This window comes from Flagellimonas flava, assembly GCF_900129665.1.
Lineage (GTDB): Bacteria > Bacteroidota > Bacteroidia > Flavobacteriales > Flavobacteriaceae > Flagellimonas > Flagellimonas flava.
The window spans coordinates 941,025-961,278 of the sequence record NZ_FQWL01000001.1 but is presented as its reverse complement, the minus strand read 5'-3'; the positions used below and the strand labels follow the sequence as shown (position 1 = coordinate 961,278).

Genomic DNA, 20,254 nt, shown 5'->3' with positions numbered 1-20,254 from the left:
AATTAAAGTATTTTCTATTTGTATTGATTTAATTGATTGCATAGGAAACTGTCATGTAAAAATTCCTTCCCATTCTGGGAATATTGTTCCAATCCGTATAGGTGGAATAGAAGGTGTCGAATACGTTTTCAACTCCGGCCTTTACATACACATCATCCTTGTTTATACTGAAAGTCTTTCCAAAGGACAAGGAGAAAACAGTGTAGGCATCGGTTCTGTCCTCGCCAAATTCAGGATTGAAGTTGGTCTGATCAGCCGCTCCGCGCATACTTAGGGTTCCGGATAACTTTCCTGAATTGTACAGTAATTGCCCGGAATAGGATAGGGGACTAATAAATGGCAGATTTCGATTGTCCTGATCTGTTCCACGGTGATAGGACACCAAGCCAGTACAACGAAATGATGGACTTATCTTGTAATCCGCATCCAGGGCAACGTTATAAAGGGTGGCATACTCAAGGTTCCGATAGACTTTAACACCTTCAGCCCCAATGGTCATGACGCTCAAATCCGGATTCACTTCCCCAATAATATAATCCATGGTGTGGAAGTAGTTGGCATCCACTCCAAAGGTGATTTTCTCCAGCGGGAGTGAAAGTTTAAGCTTGGCTTCCAGAGCCTTTTCATTTTTCAAATCTGGGTCGCCGATGTAATCATGGTTGTCAAAACTGTTGAACAGGTAAAATCCAAAACCTTCCGAAACAGAAGGTGCACGGTCTCCGTAGGATACACCGCCACTAAACTCCACTGTGTTGAAATTTTGGAGGTATTTTGCACCTATACTTTTAAGAAAGCGCGTTTGCCGTTGTTCCATTTCAGGATAAAAGATTCGTAGGCTATTCAGCCCAAAGGAATCAGCCACATTGAAGCCCTGAACTGCCACTCGGGTGGTGAGCTTTAAGGTGCCCTTTTTAAGCTTTATACCGTCCTCCGCATATAATCCGGTATTTAAGGTGCGTACATCCGGCCAGGTGAGCATAAACATTTCCTGCTGGTTGGGGTCGTTGGGATACATGGTCATTTCCGCAAGGGACCTATTGTAAAATCCATCAAGTTTTACCAAAAAATTGTGGTTGTCCAAGTTCAATCGTGCTTGGGAATAGTAACCATAGGTATCACTCCAACCGGGCATGTCCATCCTTATTGGAACATCTGGTCGTTGGCTGTCATCCATGATATGCGTAATGGAATTGGCGTATAGTTTGGTCTCCCACTGTTCAAACTTTCCAATAAAATCAGTTTGAATCCAGCTTACAGAGCCAATAAACGCCCTTGCAAGGGATACATCCATCGGTAATGCGGGATAACCAACGTCACGGGCTTCGTCAAAAATAAAAGAGGCCAAGAGCTTTTGCTCGTCTGTTACTTTGTATCCCACATTTGCAGAAAGATTATATTTTTCAAACTGCGAAAAAGCTATTTCTTGGCCGTTACCGTCCACATAATTTTCAGCCTTTCTGTAAATGACATCGGTATCCAAGTAGAATTGTTCATTGGAATAATTCAGCTCGCCTCCAAATATCTGGGCCATATTATTAGCTTCTATTCCAGTTTCAACAGAGCCATTCCAATCCAAAGGTTTAAAATTGCTTTTTTCCAATCGCAGGTCGATAGCACCGCCTATAGTGGACCCCTGAACGGCTCCTTCTTGGCCACCGGCAATATGTACATCGGATAGGTTGGACACATCCACATAGGAGGTAATAGGATCCATTTTATCGGTACAGGCCCCAAAGATCCGCATACCGTCTATGGTGATGGCCAATCGTTCGGAACTCATATCGTTCAATACCGGCTCCCATGCATAGGCGCCTCGCTTGATCATGCTCAACTTTTTTGAGGATTCCAGATAAGCATCCAAAGTAGAAAGTGGTTTTTGGTGTGATATGTGCTCCAAGGACCATTTATAGGATGATATCAATATCACCTCCTCCAAATTGACTGGCAGAATGGATTTGGTAACGGGGTCTACCTGATATTCCTGGGCATTTACTTGATGCTGGACAAGGGTCAAGCATAAGAATATGGTCACAAATATTAACTGTTTCGGGTTCTTTACCATGCGGTAAAGGCTACCCAGTCGATTTTTGATTTTCATCGATTCGTATTTATTGGGAAAATAGGGTAGGGGTACCTACGCGTTCCTTGCTTGCGCCCGGAATACGCCAGATACGATCAAAAGGCCTAGCAGCTTTCCGGGGGCTGGGTAATATCCACGGCCCAAAGGGTGGAAATGAATTGATTGGAAAGATAAAAATTGTGTTGATTTTGATGCTCAAGTGAAATTACCACATCAAGCTCGATCGGGGTTTGGAAAAAAATGGGATGAACTATCTCAGAATTGCCGTTGTTTTCGCCAAAAGGATTGTCCTGATTCTGTTCCGCGCTCTTTTTTAGTTGCTCGGCCAAATAGCACTTGCCATTACACTGCAATTGAGGTTTGGCCTTGTTGACACAGAGCACGGTGGTGATGTAATTGTAATTGACCACATATTCAACAACCGGGGATAACGGCTTTATGAGCATGGTAAGCGCAATAATTACAATTACACAGTTTTTCATGGGAACAAATGTAGATAGGGCGGTTCCCAAATAACATGACAATTATCAGATAAAGGATAAAAATATCTTTTTTAGAATTGGCCTTTTATCCATAAGTGCGACAAATGTTTTCTAAGGTTGGGGCATTTGTATACATTTACCCCAAACTCCCCCTAAGTTTTATTTTTCTAACCTTTAAAAGCTCAATCGTATGCTTAGATTTTCTATGGTATTTATGCTATTGTTTGCATCAGCTCAGATTTTGGCACAAGCCAATGGTGAAATTTTAAAAAGGACCAAATTGACTTCTTTTGATGATTTGGTGGATTATATCAACACAAATGAAGTTCGGGACAGCATTAAACTCGATGCTAACCGTTTTGAGTACTTCGATAAGGTTCAAGTGCATGGAATTACCTACTGGAGCGATAGTTTAAAAGTTAATGGTTTTTTATTGCAACCTAAGGCTCGGGGTAAGTATCCGGCCATCATCTACAACCGAGGTGGAAGCTTGGATTTCGGTTCCCTTACACATGGGGTAGCTTCCATTGGATTGGGGGAATTGGCACGAATAGCCCATGAGGGTTACGTTATTGCTGCCAGCCAGTATCGAGGAAATGGTGGGAGTGAAGGAGCTGAAGAATATGGCGGAAGTGATATCAAAGATGTATTGAACCTGATTCCGGTTTTGGAATCAATTCCCAATGCCGATACAACTAAAATGGGGATGTTCGGATGGAGTAGGGGCGCCATGACCTCGTTTCTGACCATTACACAGACCGACAGGATAAAAGCAGTTGTAGTGGGCGGTCCTTCCACAAATCTAATACGAAGTATTGTAGATCGACCTGGTTTGGATCTATGGTGGTCGGAATTTATTCCCAATTACTCAGTGAGCAAGAAGGCCATTCTTGAAAAAAGATCTGCCGTATACTGGGCGCATGAATTACCCAAGAATATCCCCATTTTGATGTTCCAAGGTGGAAATGATGAGGCCGTATTAACCGATTACGTTCTGGATTTTGCCAAGGAACTTACCAAACACAAAGTGCCCTATAGGCTGGTGAAATTTGAGGATGGCTCGCATTCCTTAAAAGAGCATCGGGAAGAAGTGTATGAGGCATTGTTTGCTTGGTTCGAGAAATACTTGAATTAGGTATAATGATTTTTTGATGTTTTTAGCTCTCTCTATGTCTATAGAGGTATGGCCTTCTATGCGCCACACCACCTCTGGGCTCCAAGCGCTCAAAAACATCATATTCGAACATTTTCTTTTGGAACCGACTCCGATCCAACTGCTTTTGATGGATAGTCTGAAATGCACCATGTAATTCGGGCATGGTAAACTTCTTTGGCAATAAATGATAGGCTAGGGGGTATGCGGCCAAATCGGATTGAAAAGCTGCCAATGCGGCCGTGATAATTCTTTCATGATCCAACAATAATTTAGGAAGTTGCTGTACGCTATGCCATTGACATCGTTGAGTAAAAAAGTTGGGCTTGGGATGGGCCAACGCCTTATTGACCAGGGCATAATAGGCAACAGAAATAAAGCGCTCCTGAATCCATAAACCTTCGGTTTCAGGCAAGCTAAGATGAGAAAACAGCTGAGCAATTTCATTTTTGAAGGAACGATCGCTTTGCCCAAACGTATGGAACTGTTTGAGAAAGATGTTTTCCAGACCAATACGTTCTATTACGTTTCTATGCGCAGCTGTATCTAAATCCTCTTCTTTTAGCACGTAACCTCCAGGTAACATCCAGACCTTATCGGATACCTCTAATAGCAATACCTGCAGCTCATTGGTTTCGTACCCGAAAATAACACTGTCCACTGAAATATGGGGTATAAAAAGGTGTTCCCCAGATTGGATTATTTTAAGAATTTCCTTGGGCTTTTTTTCCATGAGAGGGTAATGGTTTGCAAGTAAAATGAAACTTCTATTTGCAAAATTAAGAAAATATATTTACTTTGTGTCAAATTGTCACAATGATAATTTTCATCAATCAAAGCATCGAACATGAAATTACATATCAGATACCCGGTGTTACTGGGCCTGGTGGTCTTGACCATTGGGGCAGTGCTGTACGGCAACGGTATATCCATTAAGCCAGTGGCCCAAGACTTGTTTACTATGAATTTGGACTCCTTACATTCGAAACAAATGACCCTTTCCGATAGGAAGGTATTGAGCTATGCGATATATGGCGATCCGCACGGGATTCCCGTTTTTTATTTTCATGGAGGCCAGGAGAGCCGGTTGTCCAGTGCATTTATGGATAGCACCGCGGCCCGATTGGGCGTCAGAATTATTGCCCCGGAACGCCCAGGTGTTGGCAGATCAAGCTTTCAAGAAGGTAGAACGTTTTTGGATTACCCCAAGGATATCGAACAGCTTGCGGATCATCTAAATATTGATACTTTTTCCATTTTTGGGTTGTCGGGCGGGAGTCCGCATGTATTGGCCTGCGCCCACAAACTGGATCATCGGTTGAACAAGGTTGCCATTGTCTCGGGAACGGCACCACATGATTATAAAGGGAAGCTGAAAGGAATGTGGTTCCCCATAAAGCTTATTCATTGGTTTGCCAAAAGCGAAAAGGATAAAAACCTTAGAGGGTTTATCGCCAATGATTATAAAACTCTGGACCAGAAACCACATCGAAGGCTTAGACAGCTACAACGTTTTTTGCCAAAACCAGACCGAAAGTTGTTAAAGGCAGAGCCTGAGTATGGTATAGAATTTATAAAAGGAAGCCGAGAAGCCTACAGGCAGGGTATAGATGCCGTGGTACAAGAATGGAAATTGTATGTGAGGGATTGGGGGTTTAAGTTGCATGAGATTGAAACACCCATAAGCCTTTGGTATGGTGATAGGGACAAGATGACCCCAAAATATAGAGGGCTGCATTTGAACAAGGCACTTCCGAACTCGGAACTCATTTTGTTAGAGGACGAGGGTCATTTTTCCCTAATACGAAATCATTTAGGGGATATCCTTAAAGGACTAATGTAGCGCATGGAGTGGAGTTAAGAATATTCTATTTGACATAATATAAATTATAGTACAAATGTCATTATTTAGTATTTTGGTTGGTATGCCATTCGTAAGCTATAATTCTATTATGTAAAATATCCCTCAGCATTTCGTCATTTATTGGAATTATGAACGGGGCCATGAAACTTTCCCTGGCGGTCGGCTGCGCCGCATATTTTCATTTGTATCTATAATTTGCCGTTATATAAAATAGCCGCTCGGCCAACACCACATTGCTTTCATAAAAAGTAAATGCCCTTGCATTTATTTTTATACGCAATTCTCAGCCACTTGGCCAGCGCCATTAAAAGCTCAGCTTTTCGTTTTTATTGAATCTTTTCGTTTAATTGAAAACTTGGAGAAGAAAAATTTCACGGGTTTTTCGTCAGCTTGTCGCAAAAGCTTAAAATTTAGCGGAGCGTAAATTTCTAAGCACTTGCTAAATCTTACTAGATAGTAACTTCACTAGCTTTTACGCTTTAAATACTCTATTCTTTCCTCCCCTCTCTCCTTTAAGTACCACCATTCGGTATTATCTTTTTTTCTGGTTGTTTTTACAGCACCAACCTCGTGAAGAAGTTGTCTTATTTCGTCTTCGGTATAACCGCCAATATTTTGTTTAAGAGCTTTCATAGAACGATCTATGAATTTTTTGTGCCAAAGTAAATCAGTCAATATTGATTTGACGGTTTCCTTGCTCTGATTTTCTAATCGGAACATTTCAAAATTATGTTGGAATTGTCTCTTTTGAAGACCGTAATTTATCCAGCCTGTTAACAGTCCTCCAACAACCACTCCTATTAAAGCCCATATTGCATCACTCATATTTCAATATTTTGTGTTAATTCCTTTTTATCTTTTTTCTTGATAAAAAAGAAACAAAAAATCAAGAAGAAAATATGCTTCCCCGCTCCCTTTGTGTCTTATAGCTTCGCTATTTGGGCGTTTCACGCCCTAACACAAAGCCGAGGGCAATCGCTCTTTGTGTTGACCACAAATTCACTCCCCGCCGACCCGCATTTTCTTCATGCCCAAGCCCTTGCCTACTTGTTTGACCAAAATTATATAAGTCCATTATAGATTTATTTTTATAATCTAATTGGAAACCATTGATAGAAAACTTCGTAGGCCATCTTTAATTCTACTACTATCCATTTTCTTAAATCCATCTACAATACTATCTATACCAGTTGGAGTTCCGCGTACAATTTTGTTGTTGTGAAAAATTGCAAGTTCATACCTAATTAGACTATTTGTATTCAATTTTATAGCAACTCTCCTTTGATTTAAAATAAATGGTGGAGGTCCTGCAAACTCAATAACAGGTTTATCAAATAAAATTTCAATTATTTCTTTTAGCGTTCCTGTGTTCTTCAACTGTTCTATTCTAACCCATTGCCAATACCAATTTAAGAAGCGGTTTATTGATCTAATATTTAGCTCATTTATTTCTACCCCATTATCAATAAATGACCACATGGTTTCAGTGGCAGTATCAATTGCCATCAAGAAGAACTTTTTTAAATTCTGTTCTATAGCGATATTTTTCTCTTTACTAAACTTATAATCGTATAATAAAGCGTAGGTGTCTGCTTGATAATCTGCTTCTTCTATTACCTTTGGGAACTGCCCAATTCCATTTGCTATAGATCCAATCAAATTATGTGCTTCTGGACAATAGTGCAATCCTTCATGAAATAAAAAAAGCCGACCAGCTTGTAAAATATTCGCTCCTTCTATCTTTCCGAGCCTGCTATTTAAACTTACGAACATACCATCATCGATTTTCCATTTGAGCCCAGTTTTGTCATAGTCGAATCCATCACCAACGACATTTTCATCCAAATCGATACTGTCATTTTTTAATGAAGTAGAAAAAAGCTGTGGTAATTTTATCCAAAGATGATGAGCATAATCCTTTAAATTAGATTCTTTCTGTGTAATATGGTCCAACCAATTTCCGTAAAGCCCTTCACTGTTTCCAATAAAAGTTTTAAGGTCATTTTGAAGTTGATCCTCCCATGATTTTCTAATTTCGGCTGCCATTTTCCTGTCATCTTCTGTGTAAGCAATAACATCGTCAGAACTTTTATCTATTAAAATGGCTTCACGGTATTTTGGGTTTTCGTCCCTGCTAAATTGATACGTTTGGATATATGGATATATATTAGGATTAATCCTAGTCCCAATAGCAAAAGCTACGGCTGTTGTCGATGCTACAAACAAATGTATTTTATCTTTATCTGGTAAAAAGTTGCTGTAAGCAGAAAGAATCACCTGAAATGAATCAACTATCTCATTCACCTCATTTTGGTTTGAAATTCCATCAACATGAGGTTGTTCTAAAGTCAAATCAAATTCATTTGTTGGATTAGGAAGTACCTCTAGAGAATGTTGAGGTTCAATCCTAAATGATGTGCCAACACGAATAAAAACCTCTCCTTTTCCCTTTTCAACTTTATCAGGAAGACCGATAATTTCTTTAACCTTAAAATTATAATTTTTCGGTTTTTCAATTTCCAGGTACCATTCATTTTTCTTGTGATGGTATTGATAAAATAAATATTGATTATAGTTACTACATAAATAACCAAGGTGAATTGCTAGAGGTATTGGAGCTAATCCAAAATACGCAATTCGTGAATTAGAATTTTCCCTCAATATTGGCTCTATTTCAAGTTTGAATCTACGTTGTTGCTCTAATGCCAACTGCTCATAGGGTAAATCATAAAGATCAGATAGTTTGACTTCAGTAATATCAAAATGTATAAAAACAACATTCTCTTCCTCAATATTAGAAATAGCCGATAAACATTCTTCTTTTGATATTTTTTTCTCTAAACCTGAATGCGCAATAATGATTAATTTTTCTTTCATATCAATCAATTAATGGAGATGGTATTGTATTTTCTAATGTTGATTTAAACAAATCAATTGTAAATGGTTTATCAATTTCAATCGCCTTGTAAATCGCCTGTTTTGCAACTCGATGAATTAAATCCGAAAAACTATAGGGTACGCGCTGGTCTTTAATATAGTTCATAACATCATCAAGTTTAGATTCATCATATTCAATGTCTTTAAGTATGTATCTAACAACTTCCTCTGCTTTTTCACCAGTTGGTCTTTCAAACACTAAATGCAATGATGTTCTTCTCCTAACGGCTGGATCAAGGGCATCAACTCTATTTGTGATTAGTATTACTGCAAGATTGACCGCATCTTTTCTAATCAGGTCAATCTGTTTTATCAGAACATTAAGCCCTGCTCTATCTTCATGATGAGCTTGATTTTGAGATCTGCTCGTTGCAATATCATCTGCTTCGTCAATAATTAAAATGCCAGATTTATCTTTTCCAAGCTTTCTCTTGGCTTGGTCGAAAGCTTCTGTTATTCTATTTGAAATCTCACCAACCAAACCACTACCTCTTATATTAGATGGTGTTTCAAAAGCTATAATTTTTTTATCTAATTTACATGATAAGGGTGTGCCTATTGATTGAGCTAAAGCGGTTTTTCCACAGCCGACGTCACCAGACAAAATAACCAAAGGGGTGCCTGAATAAATTTGATTTACTAGTGCTATCTCCTTTTTGTGATGTTTCGAATGCCAGTTTTTAATCTTATTACTGTCCAGCAACAAACTTAATGAAGAAAGCAAATTTGATTTATTTTCATCTATCCCTATCAGCTCATCATATTGTTTTTCAGAGCTTTTATTTGGATGTTCAGTATCGAATAGGTTCACCATGTTCCAATTTTACTTTGTGTTAAACCATAACCTTCCTTAGAATATGATTTCAGAACTTCTTTAGTTCCCGATAGAGCTGTTCCTGTTCCCCAACCCCAATCTTCTAACTGTCTGTCTACTTCATCTATGTTGTTACTGTTTCTATCTAAATCGACTAATAAATTCACCTTAGTGTCACTTGACAGCATCCAATAATTAATTCTCCCTGAATCTTCATCCGAATAAACCTGACCATTGGATTTCACTTCATAATGTAAACCTCCAATTTCTTTTCCTCCAGGAGTCTTAAACTGTAACTGAAAATATTTTAAAGCCTGCTTATCCAGCAAATACAAAACATCGCTTTTTATGCTATTAACCCTTTCTAGGCTTATTAAACCCCTATTCATGAGGCCTAATAAATCTTCTTGCACTTTCCCCATAACATATCTTGCTCTCGCAGCAGTATATGTGGTTGATTCTGATCTAGTATAACTTGTGCTCATATATTTATGTGGTGTGATTTTTAAAAGAATTACCAAATAACTTAACTAATTGGTCCATTGATTTAGAATCTTCTCCTTCTAAATCAAATCTTATAATTCTATTCCAATTGTCCCTTCCATGTTCTAACCAATTAGCAAGCTCATCTACTTTTAGCGCGCCCCAATTCTTTACTATATTATTTTTAGTATTAACAGGGTCAATTACGGACCACAAAGTGAAATCTTTGCTAGGGGAATTGTAATCGTTAAAAAGTATAGCTTCTCTTGTTCGAACAATATGAGCTAAATAACCGAACCACATGGCTAAAGTTTCAGCGTAGGTCTTTTTTACCGATAATTGGTCAAAAGCTTTAGCTGCTAATAAATTAATTACAAAACTCGGCGGGGCATCATCCCCACCAAAAATATATGACCCATTGGCTTGGGTATCTCTCCACCATTTAAGCAAACGTAGGCATTCATTAAACTTAACTCTACCTACCTCGTCATTACTGGTTTTAGTACGTTTTTTTATAAATCCAACATGTCTTTTAACAGAGGTTTTAATCTTTTCTCCAGTAGAACGTACCAATATTTGTTCATCAACATTATCTCCTTCTAACATTGGAACAATATCCAAATTTACTTTATCAGAAAATTTAAGTTTAATTGAACTTTTTGTTCTCTCCTTTTCAACATCAGGATAACAATCATCAACAATTTTATAGAATATATCCAATAAACTATGCAGTGCAAATCCATCTTGATTATCCTTGATTACAAAAGGTAAGTCTACATCGAGCCCTTCCACTTCGGCATCACCTCTAAAATGTCTTCTTAAACCAGTTCTGGTGGTAAATGATCCTGCGTTAGGTGTTGATACAACAATTAGGTTATACTCATCTGATTCTGCTTTTTCTTTAATTTTTTCTCGAACCTTATTCGATCTCTCTTTAATTTCGTCACGCTTTGTTGCTTCAGGCCTTATCCAATCAGCAAAAGTTGTTATTCTTTTGTGTAATACGGAATGTGTGGTTAATTCACTCATATCTATTTTTTTTAGTAAGGTATCACTGCTTCAACAACACCTTGTATTTTTAAATCGCTGGTCAGTATGATAGGCTGATGTTTTAAGGTTTGTGGAATTAGGATTCAAGACTATCTGTGACCGTTGTTTATAAATTTTAAATGTTCTTACCTCTAATTTTCCAAAACCAGCCTTGGTTCATAAATAGCAATCAAAACTTACCCATTCTTTTTTTGATTGTATTTGGGGTTATTACCGTTATGATTTTTACGATAATTTTTTAGCTGGCGTTTTTCCTCTCTAGTAGCTCCATTTGGGGTTTTTGCTTTTCCTACTACTTGTAGATGTGTAAATTTTTTCCCTGATTCTTTATGCTGAACTTCTCTCAACTTTGGATTACTAGTTGTTCCTTTATAAACAATTTTTCTTCCAACTTTAAGGTTGTAGTTGTATGTTGTTCTTTTTGTAGCCATAATTAATAATGTTATTTATCCCTAATACTTAGAAGCGTGACATTATCAATTTCTTTGGGAAAGCTACCCTATTTAGATGCTGGCATGATTCCATTTTCTTTCATCCAACCTAGCTTATTTTTAATTTCTTCCTTGGAAAATTGCTTTTTTGAGTCGTCAAATTTGTAAAAATAAGTGAGCAGTGTTTCAATATTTCTTGAGTCATTATTCTCGTTAATTTCTAGAATACAATAATATATTGTAGCAACTAATTCTACTTGTCTAGTTTTTGTATTTCTAAAAAGTCCAATGACTTTATTAATAGCCTCATTCTGTTCACCAAAATATCTAGAATAATAGATTTTGTATTTTTCAGTATGGGATGTTCTTGAATAAATAGGTTTGTGATAACCCTTACTATTATCAATTCTAATATCGAACCATTTTTGCTTTTTGAATTCTTTATTTATGGAATGCATGAAATTATTATCAAAAGGACCAGCTGCAAATTTTGCATATCTCTCTTGAAGATTCATGTTACAAGCGTGTTCACATAAATAGACTAGTTTTTGAAATTTCACCCTCCCGAATGTCAGCTCTTCCTTTAGGGCATTCACAATTTCAGCAGCAAGTACAGCTCTTTTAAAATATGTTATAGATCGTTCCTTGGCTAAGGAAGAATCATAGTCGTCTAAAGCTTCAAGCTCTTCTAATTCATTTTCGGTTTGAGGCGTGACGTATCCAGCAAGTATTAGGCCTTTTTCAAAATCCTCAATAGTAAAGTAGTTCTTTTTATTATTGGTTGATTTCATCTAAGGCAAGTTTAATTTTTTTAATAGCTCTTTCACGTATTTTTCTAATAGTATCTTTCTTAACCCCAAGACGTTCCGCTAAAGATTCGTTAACATCATCCGGTAAATACTTTTGTCCTCTTTTATACTCTAGATCTGTAATGACAACTTCTTTTTCTTTTTTGTTTAATTTTCCTAAAATATCCTTTGCTAAATCTCTTTTAGAAGCTAAAGCTTCAGGGTCGATATTTTTAGCTTCAGCAACTAAGTCATCAAAATAAGAATTAACTTGAACTTCCTCTTTTTTTTGAGAATTATGATAATCATAAAATAAGCGAACCAGAAATTTGTACAACCACCCAAGTATAGCTTTTCTTCGATTTTGAGTGTTTAATTTCGTTTTATCAAAAGATTTATATTTTCTAATTCGTTCAAAGATTTCATGGGCAATCTGTTTGCCAACGTGAAGGTCAACGTTCCTTGATTTACATTTGATTATACATTGTTCAAGAACCGAATCGTAGTATCGATCGACAAATTCGTTATACGCTTCGTCATCGTCTTTAGAACAAATACGTTCAAGCAAACCAATATCATCTAGGTTCTTTATATTGGGAGAAACCTTTATCTTTTTAATAGACATACTCTAAAGCGTGACAAACGCACAAATTGACATGTTAAATTGTCTGTAGAATTCATATAAGCCAGATAAAATGTACAATTTGAAATTTTTGTTAATCGAATTCCCAATAAGCGGCAAAATCAGGCCTAATTTCTTCAATAGATGATTCTCTAATCGAAAGCATCTCCCTTTCTTCTATTTCAATAACCTCCCAAAAAATACAGTACCTTTTTCTTTTTTTTCTTGATTTGTATAAGTCAAAAGCGATATATTGATATCCACCATCTCCTTTCTTTGTACCCCAAGAGTTTTTAACGAGAAAGTAGCATCTACCTTTTTCCACTTTATATCCTGAAACACACATGGCATGCCCTCCTCTTCTAGATACTTTTGACGATGACTCCACCTGTTTATGACCATTACTTAAATCTCTTGGGGTGCTTAGGGCAACAATACAAGGATTACCTTTATCAATGGCTTTTAAAACAGCTAAATAATCCCTTTTTAGACTTATTACTTTCGATATTCTAAATCTACCTAGTTTCTCAACATCCTCGCCTATTCTACTTTGGTTTTGCGGCCAATATTCTTCTTCCAAAATGAAATTGTCTTGTGCTGATCTAATAGCTGTAGATGTACTAGCCTTTCCATAAAAATCCCATAGAGATCTTTCTGATAATTCATATACCCCACCAAGCTTATTTTCAATTGCTGCTGTTGTAGCAAAAGATGTGCAAGTCCCATTCCATTGCCTCTTAACTGGTGTGTCTCTATCTCTAAGCGAGACTACTCTATCCGGCCCCCAATCTTTAGGAAAGGAACTTAAAAATTCGGATTCATCAATGGACTCGATTTCTTTGATATTTTCAAATCCAATAATCTGTTCTATTGGTGTAAAAAATAAATTCGGATTTTCCATTTAACTTACTTTTTGAAGATATTTACTTTTTATCAAGACGTCGAATAATATCTTCTATCGGTGTTGTATCAATACTCACTTTAAAGCTTCTTTCCATTCTAGATGATTCAGTATAAAATTCAGTTCCTAAAGAAACTCCAGAACCAATCAATGGAAATTCCTTCACCTTAATTTTTCTGCTTCTTTTATTATATTTCTTGTGTACATATTCTGTTACCGTTACTCTGGTAATTAACTCCACATTTTTCATAGATTTTGGAGTTTTGAATTCCTTCTTTAATTTTTTTAAATCAAGTTCCTTTTCATCAATTATAACATTTGAAGTTTCACTAACAGTTCCGTGGTAAATCTGATTGTCCTTAAGTGATCCATCAGCGATAAAAAACTTTAATGTTGCTGTCATATTTTTTGTGATCTTTAATTCGGATAACAACCCATCTTTCCCCGGATTAATTATTTCTGGCTTAATCGAGTCATTCAAATAACTAAATAGTTCGACCTCATACTTTTTAGAAGATTCATTTTCATCAACCAATTTTGCGGTGTGACCAACTATTTTAAGCAGGTTATATCTTGATTGACTCTTAATAAATTTGTCGTCAATCAAATCTTTAATAGTTTGAGTTGTTTCCAACTTATTAAGTTTTAATTCATCTGAAATCTTAATTTCATCCTGAATCTCGGCCTCAATATGGATACTATTTTGAATAGAGCCTTCTAAATCCTCTCTTTCAAGATTTTCTTTTTCGTAAAGAGCGAGTTTTTCATCAATCTCTTGTTGAGTCTTTTTATCCACTTTATCGTCATCGCAGCAGCTCATAACTGTCATACCTATTATGGTCACTAGTAAAAATTTAAATAATGGTTTTTTCATTTTTGCAGATTTATTTTAATGAATAATTTATAGTATAAACTTTAGCTTTAACAGCATTTAGGAGCAACCATTTGCTGAATATCAAATGATTAGTAAAGGGGGAAATACGTTGTAGGAAGTCAATATTTTGGAGTATTACAATATAGAAATTGGCTTTGAGAATCCGTTACATAAAAACCTTAGAAATTCTGGGGTTTTTCCGCAATTTTAGATGGTAGATTCTAAACACAGGAAATAAATCCTTGGACTTTAAACAAAAAATCCTTCCAATATAAATTAGAAGGACTTTTAATCATTCAAATAGGATTTCTCAGGCTCTGAGCACAGAAAGTCTAGAAGATAATTTCAGTAAAAAATTGACATGAACACTTGTTTTAGACACACAGTCAAAAATGTTCTTTTTGGATAAGCCCAATACGCTGTTTTCGATACTGCCAGATAACATTCCTTGCAAACCATCTACATGGCCCTCCAGAGAATTTACGTCGAAATAGTCATCAATAATGGCAATAATTTCAAGAATTGCCTTCTTTTGTTTTGAGTTTTCTAAGGAGAGTTCCTTCTGTAATTGTTGGTACCATTCTTCATGGATTTCGTTTTTTCTTGTAGACATAAAGAAAATTTTAAAAGCGGAGCCACCCCGTCAGCCCTGTCTACACAGTCTAGGACTGGAAGCGGTACTTTCGCGGCCGCTGGACTTGTGAGCGACTCCTTATCGATAAATAATTGTTTTAGAATTTTCCTAAAACTGTGTAGACGCGATAAATATACAAATGTTTATCATAAACGGCAGTACTTCCTATCCATTCCACACACATTACCCTCCCCTCCTACCTCGGGTCGTGTAAAAAGTGTTCCATTACCTTTTTAAAAGAAGATTTTTAGAAGAAATTTTTCAGGAAGTATTGTACCAACTTTCGCTTTTACCAAAGCTCAAGTTACATAACGCGGAACATTATAGTACAAATTCTTCAACAAAATGAGCATCAGTCATCAAGCTGATAATTATCATAGCAAAACAAGCTTTTCAAACCTACTTTTAGAGGGTTAAAGATAGAACGCCATGAAATTTTTTCCCCTGCTTTTTTCCTTGGCCCTTTTAACGTCCAGCTATGGTCAAGACCCTAAAGTAAAAGACCAAAAAACTACGCTTGGTTTCGAGTTGGATGCAGTGCCTTACATCTTTAACGGGTATTATGCTTCTGCCTGGGTTGGCCATGACCATTTTAGGTACAGGGCGGTACTCACCAAAATTGAGACCCCGGGTTTTATCCTGGAAGATGGTTTTACCAATAATGAGATGAAGGTTTATGCCGCCATTGTGGATTATTTTTTCAAACCTGGATTTGAAGGTTGGTGGATTGGCCCTGGATTGGAGTATTGGGACGCCACAATACAAACCGATGCCAAATTGGAAACTGCGGAATACAACAATACCATATTAACACTGGGCGGTGGATATGTATGGAAATTTCACAAGAATTTTTACCTAAACCCGTGGGCGGCGGTTCATCTTCGTATTGCAGGTGACAAAGAGGTGAGCGTAGATCAGCGTATCTATGAGACACCCTTGCTAATTCCGGAGATTTCACTCAAATTAGGCTGGCATTTTTAGTACCCATGACATCTAAAAAAAGGGATTCATGAAAATAGTAACGGTAACCCCTGAAAATGCAATCAAAGACCTGAAATGCTAGGGATTTAAGGACAAGACACTGTGGTTTGATAAGCGCTATGACGAGGGAATGCAAATAGAAATACAAAAGAACGAGGTGGATAAAATGATTGGGGTTATCGAGTATGTCCCCGCTAAATTTACATGGCGCCCAATATATATGTCCAGAAAACATCTTAATCTTTGGCAAATGCCGGTACCACGGTTTCAAAAATGGGTTTCATGATTTTGTCATCATTCCTGTCGTGACCCGTTATGACAATGGTTAAATCAAGCTCTTCTACCACCATAACACGCTGGCCACCACCTCCCCAAGCCAAGGTCATATCATAACTTTTGTTGCCCACCTGTACTGGGGTATGGTACCAAAAATAGCCATAACGATAATTCTTGGGCATCCAATCTATGGCAGGTCTTACAATACCGCTGGTAGCTTTTTCCAGATAGGCTGCAGAAATGAACTGCTCCCCATTCAATTTACCCTTGTTTTGCACCAAATACCCCAATTTGAGCATGTCGCGAGACATAATACTGGCCTGCGATCCCGCTTGAGGCAAACCACTGGCATGATTGAACCATTTATAATTGGTAATACCCAGTTTACTGAAAAATTCTTGCTGTATAAATTCCTCAGCTGTTCCGGGCACCACGGCTTCAATAACCGTCATTACCATCATGGGGTTATAATTTCCGTACAAATAGGTCTGGGTCTCCTTGGTAATGGGCTCGCTACGTTCAAGCAGTGTCTGCACCAGCCCCTGCCCTTTTAGTTTGACAGAATCATTTTCAACCTCTTTCCATTTTTCGCGGTCGATCGTCAATCCCCCCTGCATGGTCAATGCCTTATGTAGGGTGATTTTCTCCGCTCCTTGTGTGAATTTTGTAGGGTCCAAGTCTTTCAAGAAGTGAATCAAAGGTTTGTCCAGGTCACCCATGCTTAAATACCCCATTTCAATGGCTCTTCCCAACACCAAACTGGTATACCCCTTTACGGCCGAGGCTTGTCCGTGTGGCAAATTGATACGACCCTTTTTGTAATAGGATTCATATACCAATTTGTTCTTGTGTGAAATGAGTAGTGCATCGTAATTACCATATTTACCATCAAAAATATCTTGGGACACCTGTACAATTGCATTCTTTTTAGCCTCGGAAAGGTTGAACTTACCTACAGATAGGCCATCTTCCCTATCCGCTGGCTCTTGATTGATAAATGGGATATTTAGGTGCGGAATGGACCAGAATGAGACCTCATTGTCAAGACTTGAAATAGGATTCATCAAGGATGACAACCATGCCACACTGCGAACTGCCGTTGCAGGGAATGCGGTACTATGGTCACCATCAATCACTTCTTTATATACGGATAAACCATCATCCCGTCTATCATTTAATAATTTAATAAATGCCTCCATTGGTGCAACCACTCTCTCTTCTTCCAATGAGCCATGGGCAATAAAAACATTCGCATTTAGACTGGAGTTTTTATTTGACGACTCATAAGGTCCAAACTTGGTGTTAAGTTCCGTTAAGTAATCAAGTTCACCTTTAACCGTTGGACTACCAATGATGTAATTCTTGAAGGTATCGGGTTGCGACATTAGTATATAGGCACCAAATTCACCACTCAATGAGTATCCAAAATACGTACGGCTGTTGGGGTCAGTGCGGTACGTTTTATCAACATAGGTAATGACATCATTGCGAATAAAATCCAGATGATTAGTGGCTTGACCATATTGATATTTTTTCTGAATTTCAGGGTTGCTACTTTTTCTCATGGAGTAATCACGAAACCTACTTACATGAGCTCCTCTTTCGTTTTTCAGGTCTTCATTGATATCCAATTGCCACGAAATTCCAACTAGGATAATGTCTTCCAGCATGAATTCTGTAGCACCGGACAGCATTTCGCGATGCCACACGGCATCTGTATAATAAAGCACGGGATACTTTTTATTAGGGTTCTCAGCATAATCCTCTGGCAACTCTATATAAAGTTCATAGCTCCTTTCAGTTTTTGTGTCCTTTATAGGGACTACCTGGATCTGTGGTAATACCAAGGAAGCGCTGTTTGTTGTTGATGCAGTTTCTTTTTTGCCATTATTCTGTGCAACGGCATTGTTTGTTAGTATAAGAAGTAGTACCAGTAGCCCTTTCGTTATGCTTTTCATTGTTTTATTTGTTATATCTGTCTGATAAAAGTATCGTATAAACCCTCCCGGATTTCGTAAACGGGATAAGCCTTGGTATTAAATGATGAAATCACTTCATCATTGATAGAGGCGTTTTGCAAGAAATTATGAAGGTTTGTGTTTGAACGTGGTACTTTTGTCCTTAACTAAAAGAGTTCATGCTACAAAAGTCTTTGAAGAATACCATCCTCATTAACCTGGGTGCCTTTGTATTGGTGCTCACCCTTGAGCTATTAGGTGGATGGATGCACATAGATAAATATGACTCGCTTTATTCCTTTTATTTATGGGGACTTAGTTATACTGTAAGTATTATGACAGTGATATGGATAAATCATTTTATCCTTATCCCATATCTTTTTGATAAGAAAAAATATGTTTTATACGGATTCCTACTTATTGGAGCCATATTTCTTGGAGTCAGTATAAAAATATATCCAAAATTCAACTGGATCGGTATTACTAAAATGTCCTCTTTTCTTATTTACACTACAGGTACTGGTATGGCAGCTTTCTTTTTGCGAAGAAGCATGCGCGTTCAAAGAGAAAACAATGAAAAAGAAAAATTACAAAGAGATCTGGAATTGAACTACCTAAAGGAACAGGTAAATCCACACTTTTTATTTAATTCATTGAATAGCATTTATGCCCTTTCCAGACAGCAATCCAAGGAAACTCCAGAGGTTGTCATGCAACTTTCGGAATTAATGAGATATCAATTGGAAAGTGCTAAAAAGGACTTTGTTTCGCTGAAGGAAGAGCTGGAGTTTATAGAGAATTATTTATTGCTTGAAGAAAAACGGTTGAGCAAACGGTGTGCCATTGAATTTTCAATTGAAGGAGAGTCATCAAATTATAAAATAGCGCCCATGCTACTCATACCGTTTGTTGAGAATGCGGTTAAGCATGGGGCTCAGGCCACCAATGCACAGAGCACCATTGACGTGAATGTTTCCATAAAAAATTCCAGGCTTCATGTTCATGTTGTGAATTCAAAACATAATGTAACACCCAATTTAACAAGAATGGGAACTGGACTCGAAAATGTGCAGCGGCGACTAAATTTATTATATCCGAACGCCCATGTATTAAAGATCAATGATATGGAGGCAGCATATCATGTAAATTTAACCATTGACATAACCGAATAGTAGGAATGATGAAAATTGCCATTGTTGATGATGAACAGTTAGCACGGGAAGTGCTGGAAGAGTATTGTTCTAAAATAAACAACTTTGAATTGGTCCTAAGTACCGGGAATCCGATTGAGTTCGTGAATTTTATTCAGCAACATAAAATCGACCTCGTTTTTTTGGATATTGAAATGCCGGAACTCAATGGCATGGGAATTTTGCGTTCTATGATTCAATCGCCTAAAGTGATATTAACAACGGCATATTCTGAGTATGCCTTGGAAAGTTATGACTTTGGTGTGGTAGATTACTTATTGAAACCCATAAAACTCGAACGCTTTTTACAGGCAGTAAATAAAGTTTCCAATTCAACAATAGCAGAACCCAAACCGAATAAGAAACAGGAAGAACTTCGCATAAAGCATGATGGATTACCGATTGCCCTTCCACTGAAATCAATTAGCTACATTCAAAGTTTCGGGAATTATTTGAAAATTTTTACAGATACCAGAATGTATCTTATCTCCGAGACACTTATTAATATCACGACATTGCTATCTGAAAACTTTCAACGTACGCATAAATCTTATATTGTCAATTTGGACAGAATTACCAAAGCTACCCGAACGTATTTATTGATTGAAGATAAAAAGGTGCCTGTGAGCGCTATGTATAAGGTAGTCGTTTTTGAAAAATTGAAGGCTTTAGCGAAGCCGTGAATACTCCTCCTCACTCTCCTACTCCGCTCAAAGAGCTCAGAAGCATTGGTTAG

General features: G+C 37.4%; 20 protein-coding genes. 5 read left to right on the top strand and 15 right to left on the bottom strand.

The features are described from left to right. Positions 1-28 precede the first annotated feature (28 nt). Both BUC10_RS04405 and BUC10_RS04400 read right to left on the bottom strand, forming a co-directional pair. On the bottom strand, positions 29-2,098 hold the full coding sequence (locus tag BUC10_RS04405) for a TonB-dependent receptor (RefSeq protein ID WP_084732535.1): 2,070 nt from the start codon (positions 2,096-2,098) through the stop codon (positions 29-31). Between the two features lie 86 nt (positions 2,099-2,184). Further along, positions 2,185-2,562, bottom strand: coding sequence for a hypothetical protein (locus tag BUC10_RS04400; protein ID WP_073176702.1), 378 nt, complete (start codon positions 2,560-2,562; stop codon positions 2,185-2,187). Positions 2,563-2,752: 190 nt separating this feature from the next. Here BUC10_RS04400 and BUC10_RS04395 point away from each other — a divergent pair, with 190 nt between their 5' ends. After that, on the top strand, positions 2,753-3,697 hold the full coding sequence (locus BUC10_RS04395; RefSeq protein WP_073176699.1) for an alpha/beta hydrolase family protein: 945 nt from the start codon (positions 2,753-2,755) through the stop codon (positions 3,695-3,697). A 22-nt stretch (positions 3,698-3,719) separates the two neighbouring features. Here BUC10_RS04395 and BUC10_RS04390 read toward each other — a convergent pair whose 3' ends face one another. After that, positions 3,720-4,448 (bottom strand): NUDIX hydrolase, encoded by a 729-nt coding sequence (locus BUC10_RS04390; RefSeq protein WP_073176697.1) that lies wholly within the window; start codon positions 4,446-4,448, stop codon positions 3,720-3,722. Positions 4,449-4,562: 114 nt separating this feature from the next. Here BUC10_RS04390 and BUC10_RS04385 point away from each other — a divergent pair, with 114 nt between their 5' ends. Next, positions 4,563-5,558, top strand: coding sequence for an alpha/beta fold hydrolase (locus BUC10_RS04385; protein WP_073176695.1), 996 nt, complete (start codon positions 4,563-4,565; stop codon positions 5,556-5,558). A 486-nt stretch (positions 5,559-6,044) separates the two neighbouring features. Here the strand turns inward: BUC10_RS04385 and BUC10_RS04380 are convergent, their stop codons facing one another. The 11 genes from BUC10_RS04380 to BUC10_RS04330 all read right to left on the bottom strand — a co-directional run bounded on the left by BUC10_RS04380 (position 6,045) and on the right by BUC10_RS04330 (position 15,092). Further along, a complete protein-coding gene (locus BUC10_RS04380; RefSeq protein WP_073176693.1) occupies positions 6,045-6,404 on the bottom strand; it encodes a hypothetical protein in 360 nt (119 codons plus the stop codon). A gap of 270 nt (positions 6,405-6,674) precedes the next feature. After that, complete coding sequence (locus tag BUC10_RS04375) at positions 6,675-8,456, bottom strand: SAVED domain-containing protein (protein ID WP_073176691.1); 1,782 nt, start codon at positions 8,454-8,456, stop codon at positions 6,675-6,677. Between the two features lies 1 nt (position 8,457). Further along, on the bottom strand, positions 8,458-9,330 hold the full coding sequence (locus BUC10_RS04370) for an ATP-binding protein (RefSeq protein WP_073176689.1): 873 nt from the start codon (positions 9,328-9,330) through the stop codon (positions 8,458-8,460). Then, a complete protein-coding gene (locus BUC10_RS04365) occupies positions 9,324-9,815 on the bottom strand; it encodes an HORMA-1 domain-containing protein (protein WP_073176687.1) in 492 nt (163 codons plus the stop codon). Before BUC10_RS04365 ends, BUC10_RS04370 begins: the two co-directional genes overlap by 7 nt. 4 nt (positions 9,816-9,819) lie before the next feature. Next, positions 9,820-10,842, bottom strand: coding sequence for a CBASS oligonucleotide cyclase (locus BUC10_RS04360; RefSeq protein WP_073176685.1), 1,023 nt, complete (start codon positions 10,840-10,842; stop codon positions 9,820-9,822). Between the two features lie 197 nt (positions 10,843-11,039). Then, complete coding sequence (locus BUC10_RS04355) at positions 11,040-11,294, bottom strand: hypothetical protein (RefSeq protein ID WP_073176683.1); 255 nt, start codon at positions 11,292-11,294, stop codon at positions 11,040-11,042. A gap of 68 nt (positions 11,295-11,362) precedes the next feature. Continuing rightward, a complete protein-coding gene (locus BUC10_RS04350) occupies positions 11,363-12,085 on the bottom strand; it encodes a hypothetical protein (RefSeq protein ID WP_073176681.1) in 723 nt (240 codons plus the stop codon). Continuing rightward, positions 12,069-12,707 carry an RNA polymerase sigma factor gene (locus tag BUC10_RS04345; RefSeq protein WP_073176678.1) on the bottom strand — a complete coding sequence of 213 codons (639 nt, stop codon included), beginning with the start codon at positions 12,705-12,707 and terminating at the stop codon, positions 12,069-12,071. Before BUC10_RS04345 ends, BUC10_RS04350 begins: the two co-directional genes overlap by 17 nt. Before the next feature lie 91 nt (positions 12,708-12,798). Next, positions 12,799-13,605: a C1 family peptidase gene (locus BUC10_RS04340; RefSeq protein ID WP_073176676.1), complete on the bottom strand. Its 807-nt coding sequence runs from the start codon at positions 13,603-13,605 to the stop codon at positions 12,799-12,801. Between the two features lie 22 nt (positions 13,606-13,627). Then, complete coding sequence (locus BUC10_RS04335) at positions 13,628-14,479, bottom strand: hypothetical protein (protein ID WP_073176675.1); 852 nt, start codon at positions 14,477-14,479, stop codon at positions 13,628-13,630. A 310-nt stretch (positions 14,480-14,789) separates the two neighbouring features. Next, positions 14,790-15,092, bottom strand: a complete 303-nt coding sequence (locus BUC10_RS04330) for a hypothetical protein (protein WP_073176673.1) — start codon at positions 15,090-15,092, stop codon at positions 14,790-14,792. Positions 15,093-15,542: 450 nt separating this feature from the next. Here BUC10_RS04330 and BUC10_RS04325 point away from each other — a divergent pair, with 450 nt between their 5' ends. After that, complete coding sequence (locus tag BUC10_RS04325; RefSeq protein WP_073176671.1) at positions 15,543-16,094, top strand: hypothetical protein; 552 nt, start codon at positions 15,543-15,545, stop codon at positions 16,092-16,094. A 236-nt stretch (positions 16,095-16,330) separates the two neighbouring features. Here BUC10_RS04325 and BUC10_RS04315 read toward each other — a convergent pair whose 3' ends face one another. Next, positions 16,331-18,328 carry a serine hydrolase gene (locus BUC10_RS04315; protein ID WP_073176667.1) on the bottom strand — a complete coding sequence of 666 codons (1,998 nt, stop codon included), beginning with the start codon at positions 18,326-18,328 and terminating at the stop codon, positions 16,331-16,333. Positions 18,329-18,507: 179 nt separating this feature from the next. Between BUC10_RS04315 and BUC10_RS04310 the strand changes: the two genes are divergently transcribed. Then, complete coding sequence (locus BUC10_RS04310) at positions 18,508-19,500, top strand: sensor histidine kinase (protein ID WP_073176665.1); 993 nt, start codon at positions 18,508-18,510, stop codon at positions 19,498-19,500. A gap of 5 nt (positions 19,501-19,505) precedes the next feature. Beyond that, a complete protein-coding gene (locus BUC10_RS04305) occupies positions 19,506-20,201 on the top strand; it encodes a LytR/AlgR family response regulator transcription factor (protein WP_073176663.1) in 696 nt (231 codons plus the stop codon). The last annotated feature ends 53 nt before the right edge of the window (positions 20,202-20,254 follow it).

What these genes read in the sequence shown, in the direction of transcription:
- BUC10_RS04405 (WP_084732535.1), bottom strand. Translation starts at nt 2,098, where the DNA reads ATGAAAATCAAAAATCGACTGGGTAGCCTTTACCGCATGGTAAAGAAC.
- BUC10_RS04400 (WP_073176702.1), bottom strand. Translation starts at nt 2,562, where the DNA reads ATGAAAAACTGTGTAATTGTAATTATTGCGCTTACCATGCTCATAAAG.
- BUC10_RS04395 (WP_073176699.1), top strand. Translation starts at nt 2,753, where the DNA reads ATGCTTAGATTTTCTATGGTATTTATGCTATTGTTTGCATCAGCTCAG.
- BUC10_RS04390 (WP_073176697.1), bottom strand. Translation starts at nt 4,448, where the DNA reads ATGGAAAAAAAGCCCAAGGAAATTCTTAAAATAATCCAATCTGGGGAA.
- BUC10_RS04385 (WP_073176695.1), top strand. Translation starts at nt 4,563, where the DNA reads ATGAAATTACATATCAGATACCCGGTGTTACTGGGCCTGGTGGTCTTG.
- BUC10_RS04380 (WP_073176693.1), bottom strand. Translation starts at nt 6,404, where the DNA reads ATGAGTGATGCAATATGGGCTTTAATAGGAGTGGTTGTTGGAGGACTG.
- BUC10_RS04375 (WP_073176691.1), bottom strand. Translation starts at nt 8,456, where the DNA reads ATGAAAGAAAAATTAATCATTATTGCGCATTCAGGTTTAGAGAAAAAA.
- BUC10_RS04370 (WP_073176689.1), bottom strand. Translation starts at nt 9,330, where the DNA reads ATGGTGAACCTATTCGATACTGAACATCCAAATAAAAGCTCTGAAAAA.
- BUC10_RS04365 (WP_073176687.1), bottom strand. Translation starts at nt 9,815, where the DNA reads ATGAGCACAAGTTATACTAGATCAGAATCAACCACATATACTGCTGCG.
- BUC10_RS04360 (WP_073176685.1), bottom strand. Translation starts at nt 10,842, where the DNA reads ATGAGTGAATTAACCACACATTCCGTATTACACAAAAGAATAACAACT.
- BUC10_RS04355 (WP_073176683.1), bottom strand. Translation starts at nt 11,294, where the DNA reads ATGGCTACAAAAAGAACAACATACAACTACAACCTTAAAGTTGGAAGA.
- BUC10_RS04350 (WP_073176681.1), bottom strand. Translation starts at nt 12,085, where the DNA reads ATGAAATCAACCAATAATAAAAAGAACTACTTTACTATTGAGGATTTT.
- BUC10_RS04345 (WP_073176678.1), bottom strand. Translation starts at nt 12,707, where the DNA reads ATGTCTATTAAAAAGATAAAGGTTTCTCCCAATATAAAGAACCTAGAT.
- BUC10_RS04340 (WP_073176676.1), bottom strand. Translation starts at nt 13,605, where the DNA reads ATGGAAAATCCGAATTTATTTTTTACACCAATAGAACAGATTATTGGA.
- BUC10_RS04335 (WP_073176675.1), bottom strand. Translation starts at nt 14,479, where the DNA reads ATGAAAAAACCATTATTTAAATTTTTACTAGTGACCATAATAGGTATG.
- BUC10_RS04330 (WP_073176673.1), bottom strand. Translation starts at nt 15,092, where the DNA reads ATGTCTACAAGAAAAAACGAAATCCATGAAGAATGGTACCAACAATTA.
- BUC10_RS04325 (WP_073176671.1), top strand. Translation starts at nt 15,543, where the DNA reads ATGAAATTTTTTCCCCTGCTTTTTTCCTTGGCCCTTTTAACGTCCAGC.
- BUC10_RS04315 (WP_073176667.1), bottom strand. Translation starts at nt 18,328, where the DNA reads ATGAAAAGCATAACGAAAGGGCTACTGGTACTACTTCTTATACTAACA.
- BUC10_RS04310 (WP_073176665.1), top strand. Translation starts at nt 18,508, where the DNA reads ATGCTACAAAAGTCTTTGAAGAATACCATCCTCATTAACCTGGGTGCC.
- BUC10_RS04305 (WP_073176663.1), top strand. Translation starts at nt 19,506, where the DNA reads ATGATGAAAATTGCCATTGTTGATGATGAACAGTTAGCACGGGAAGTG.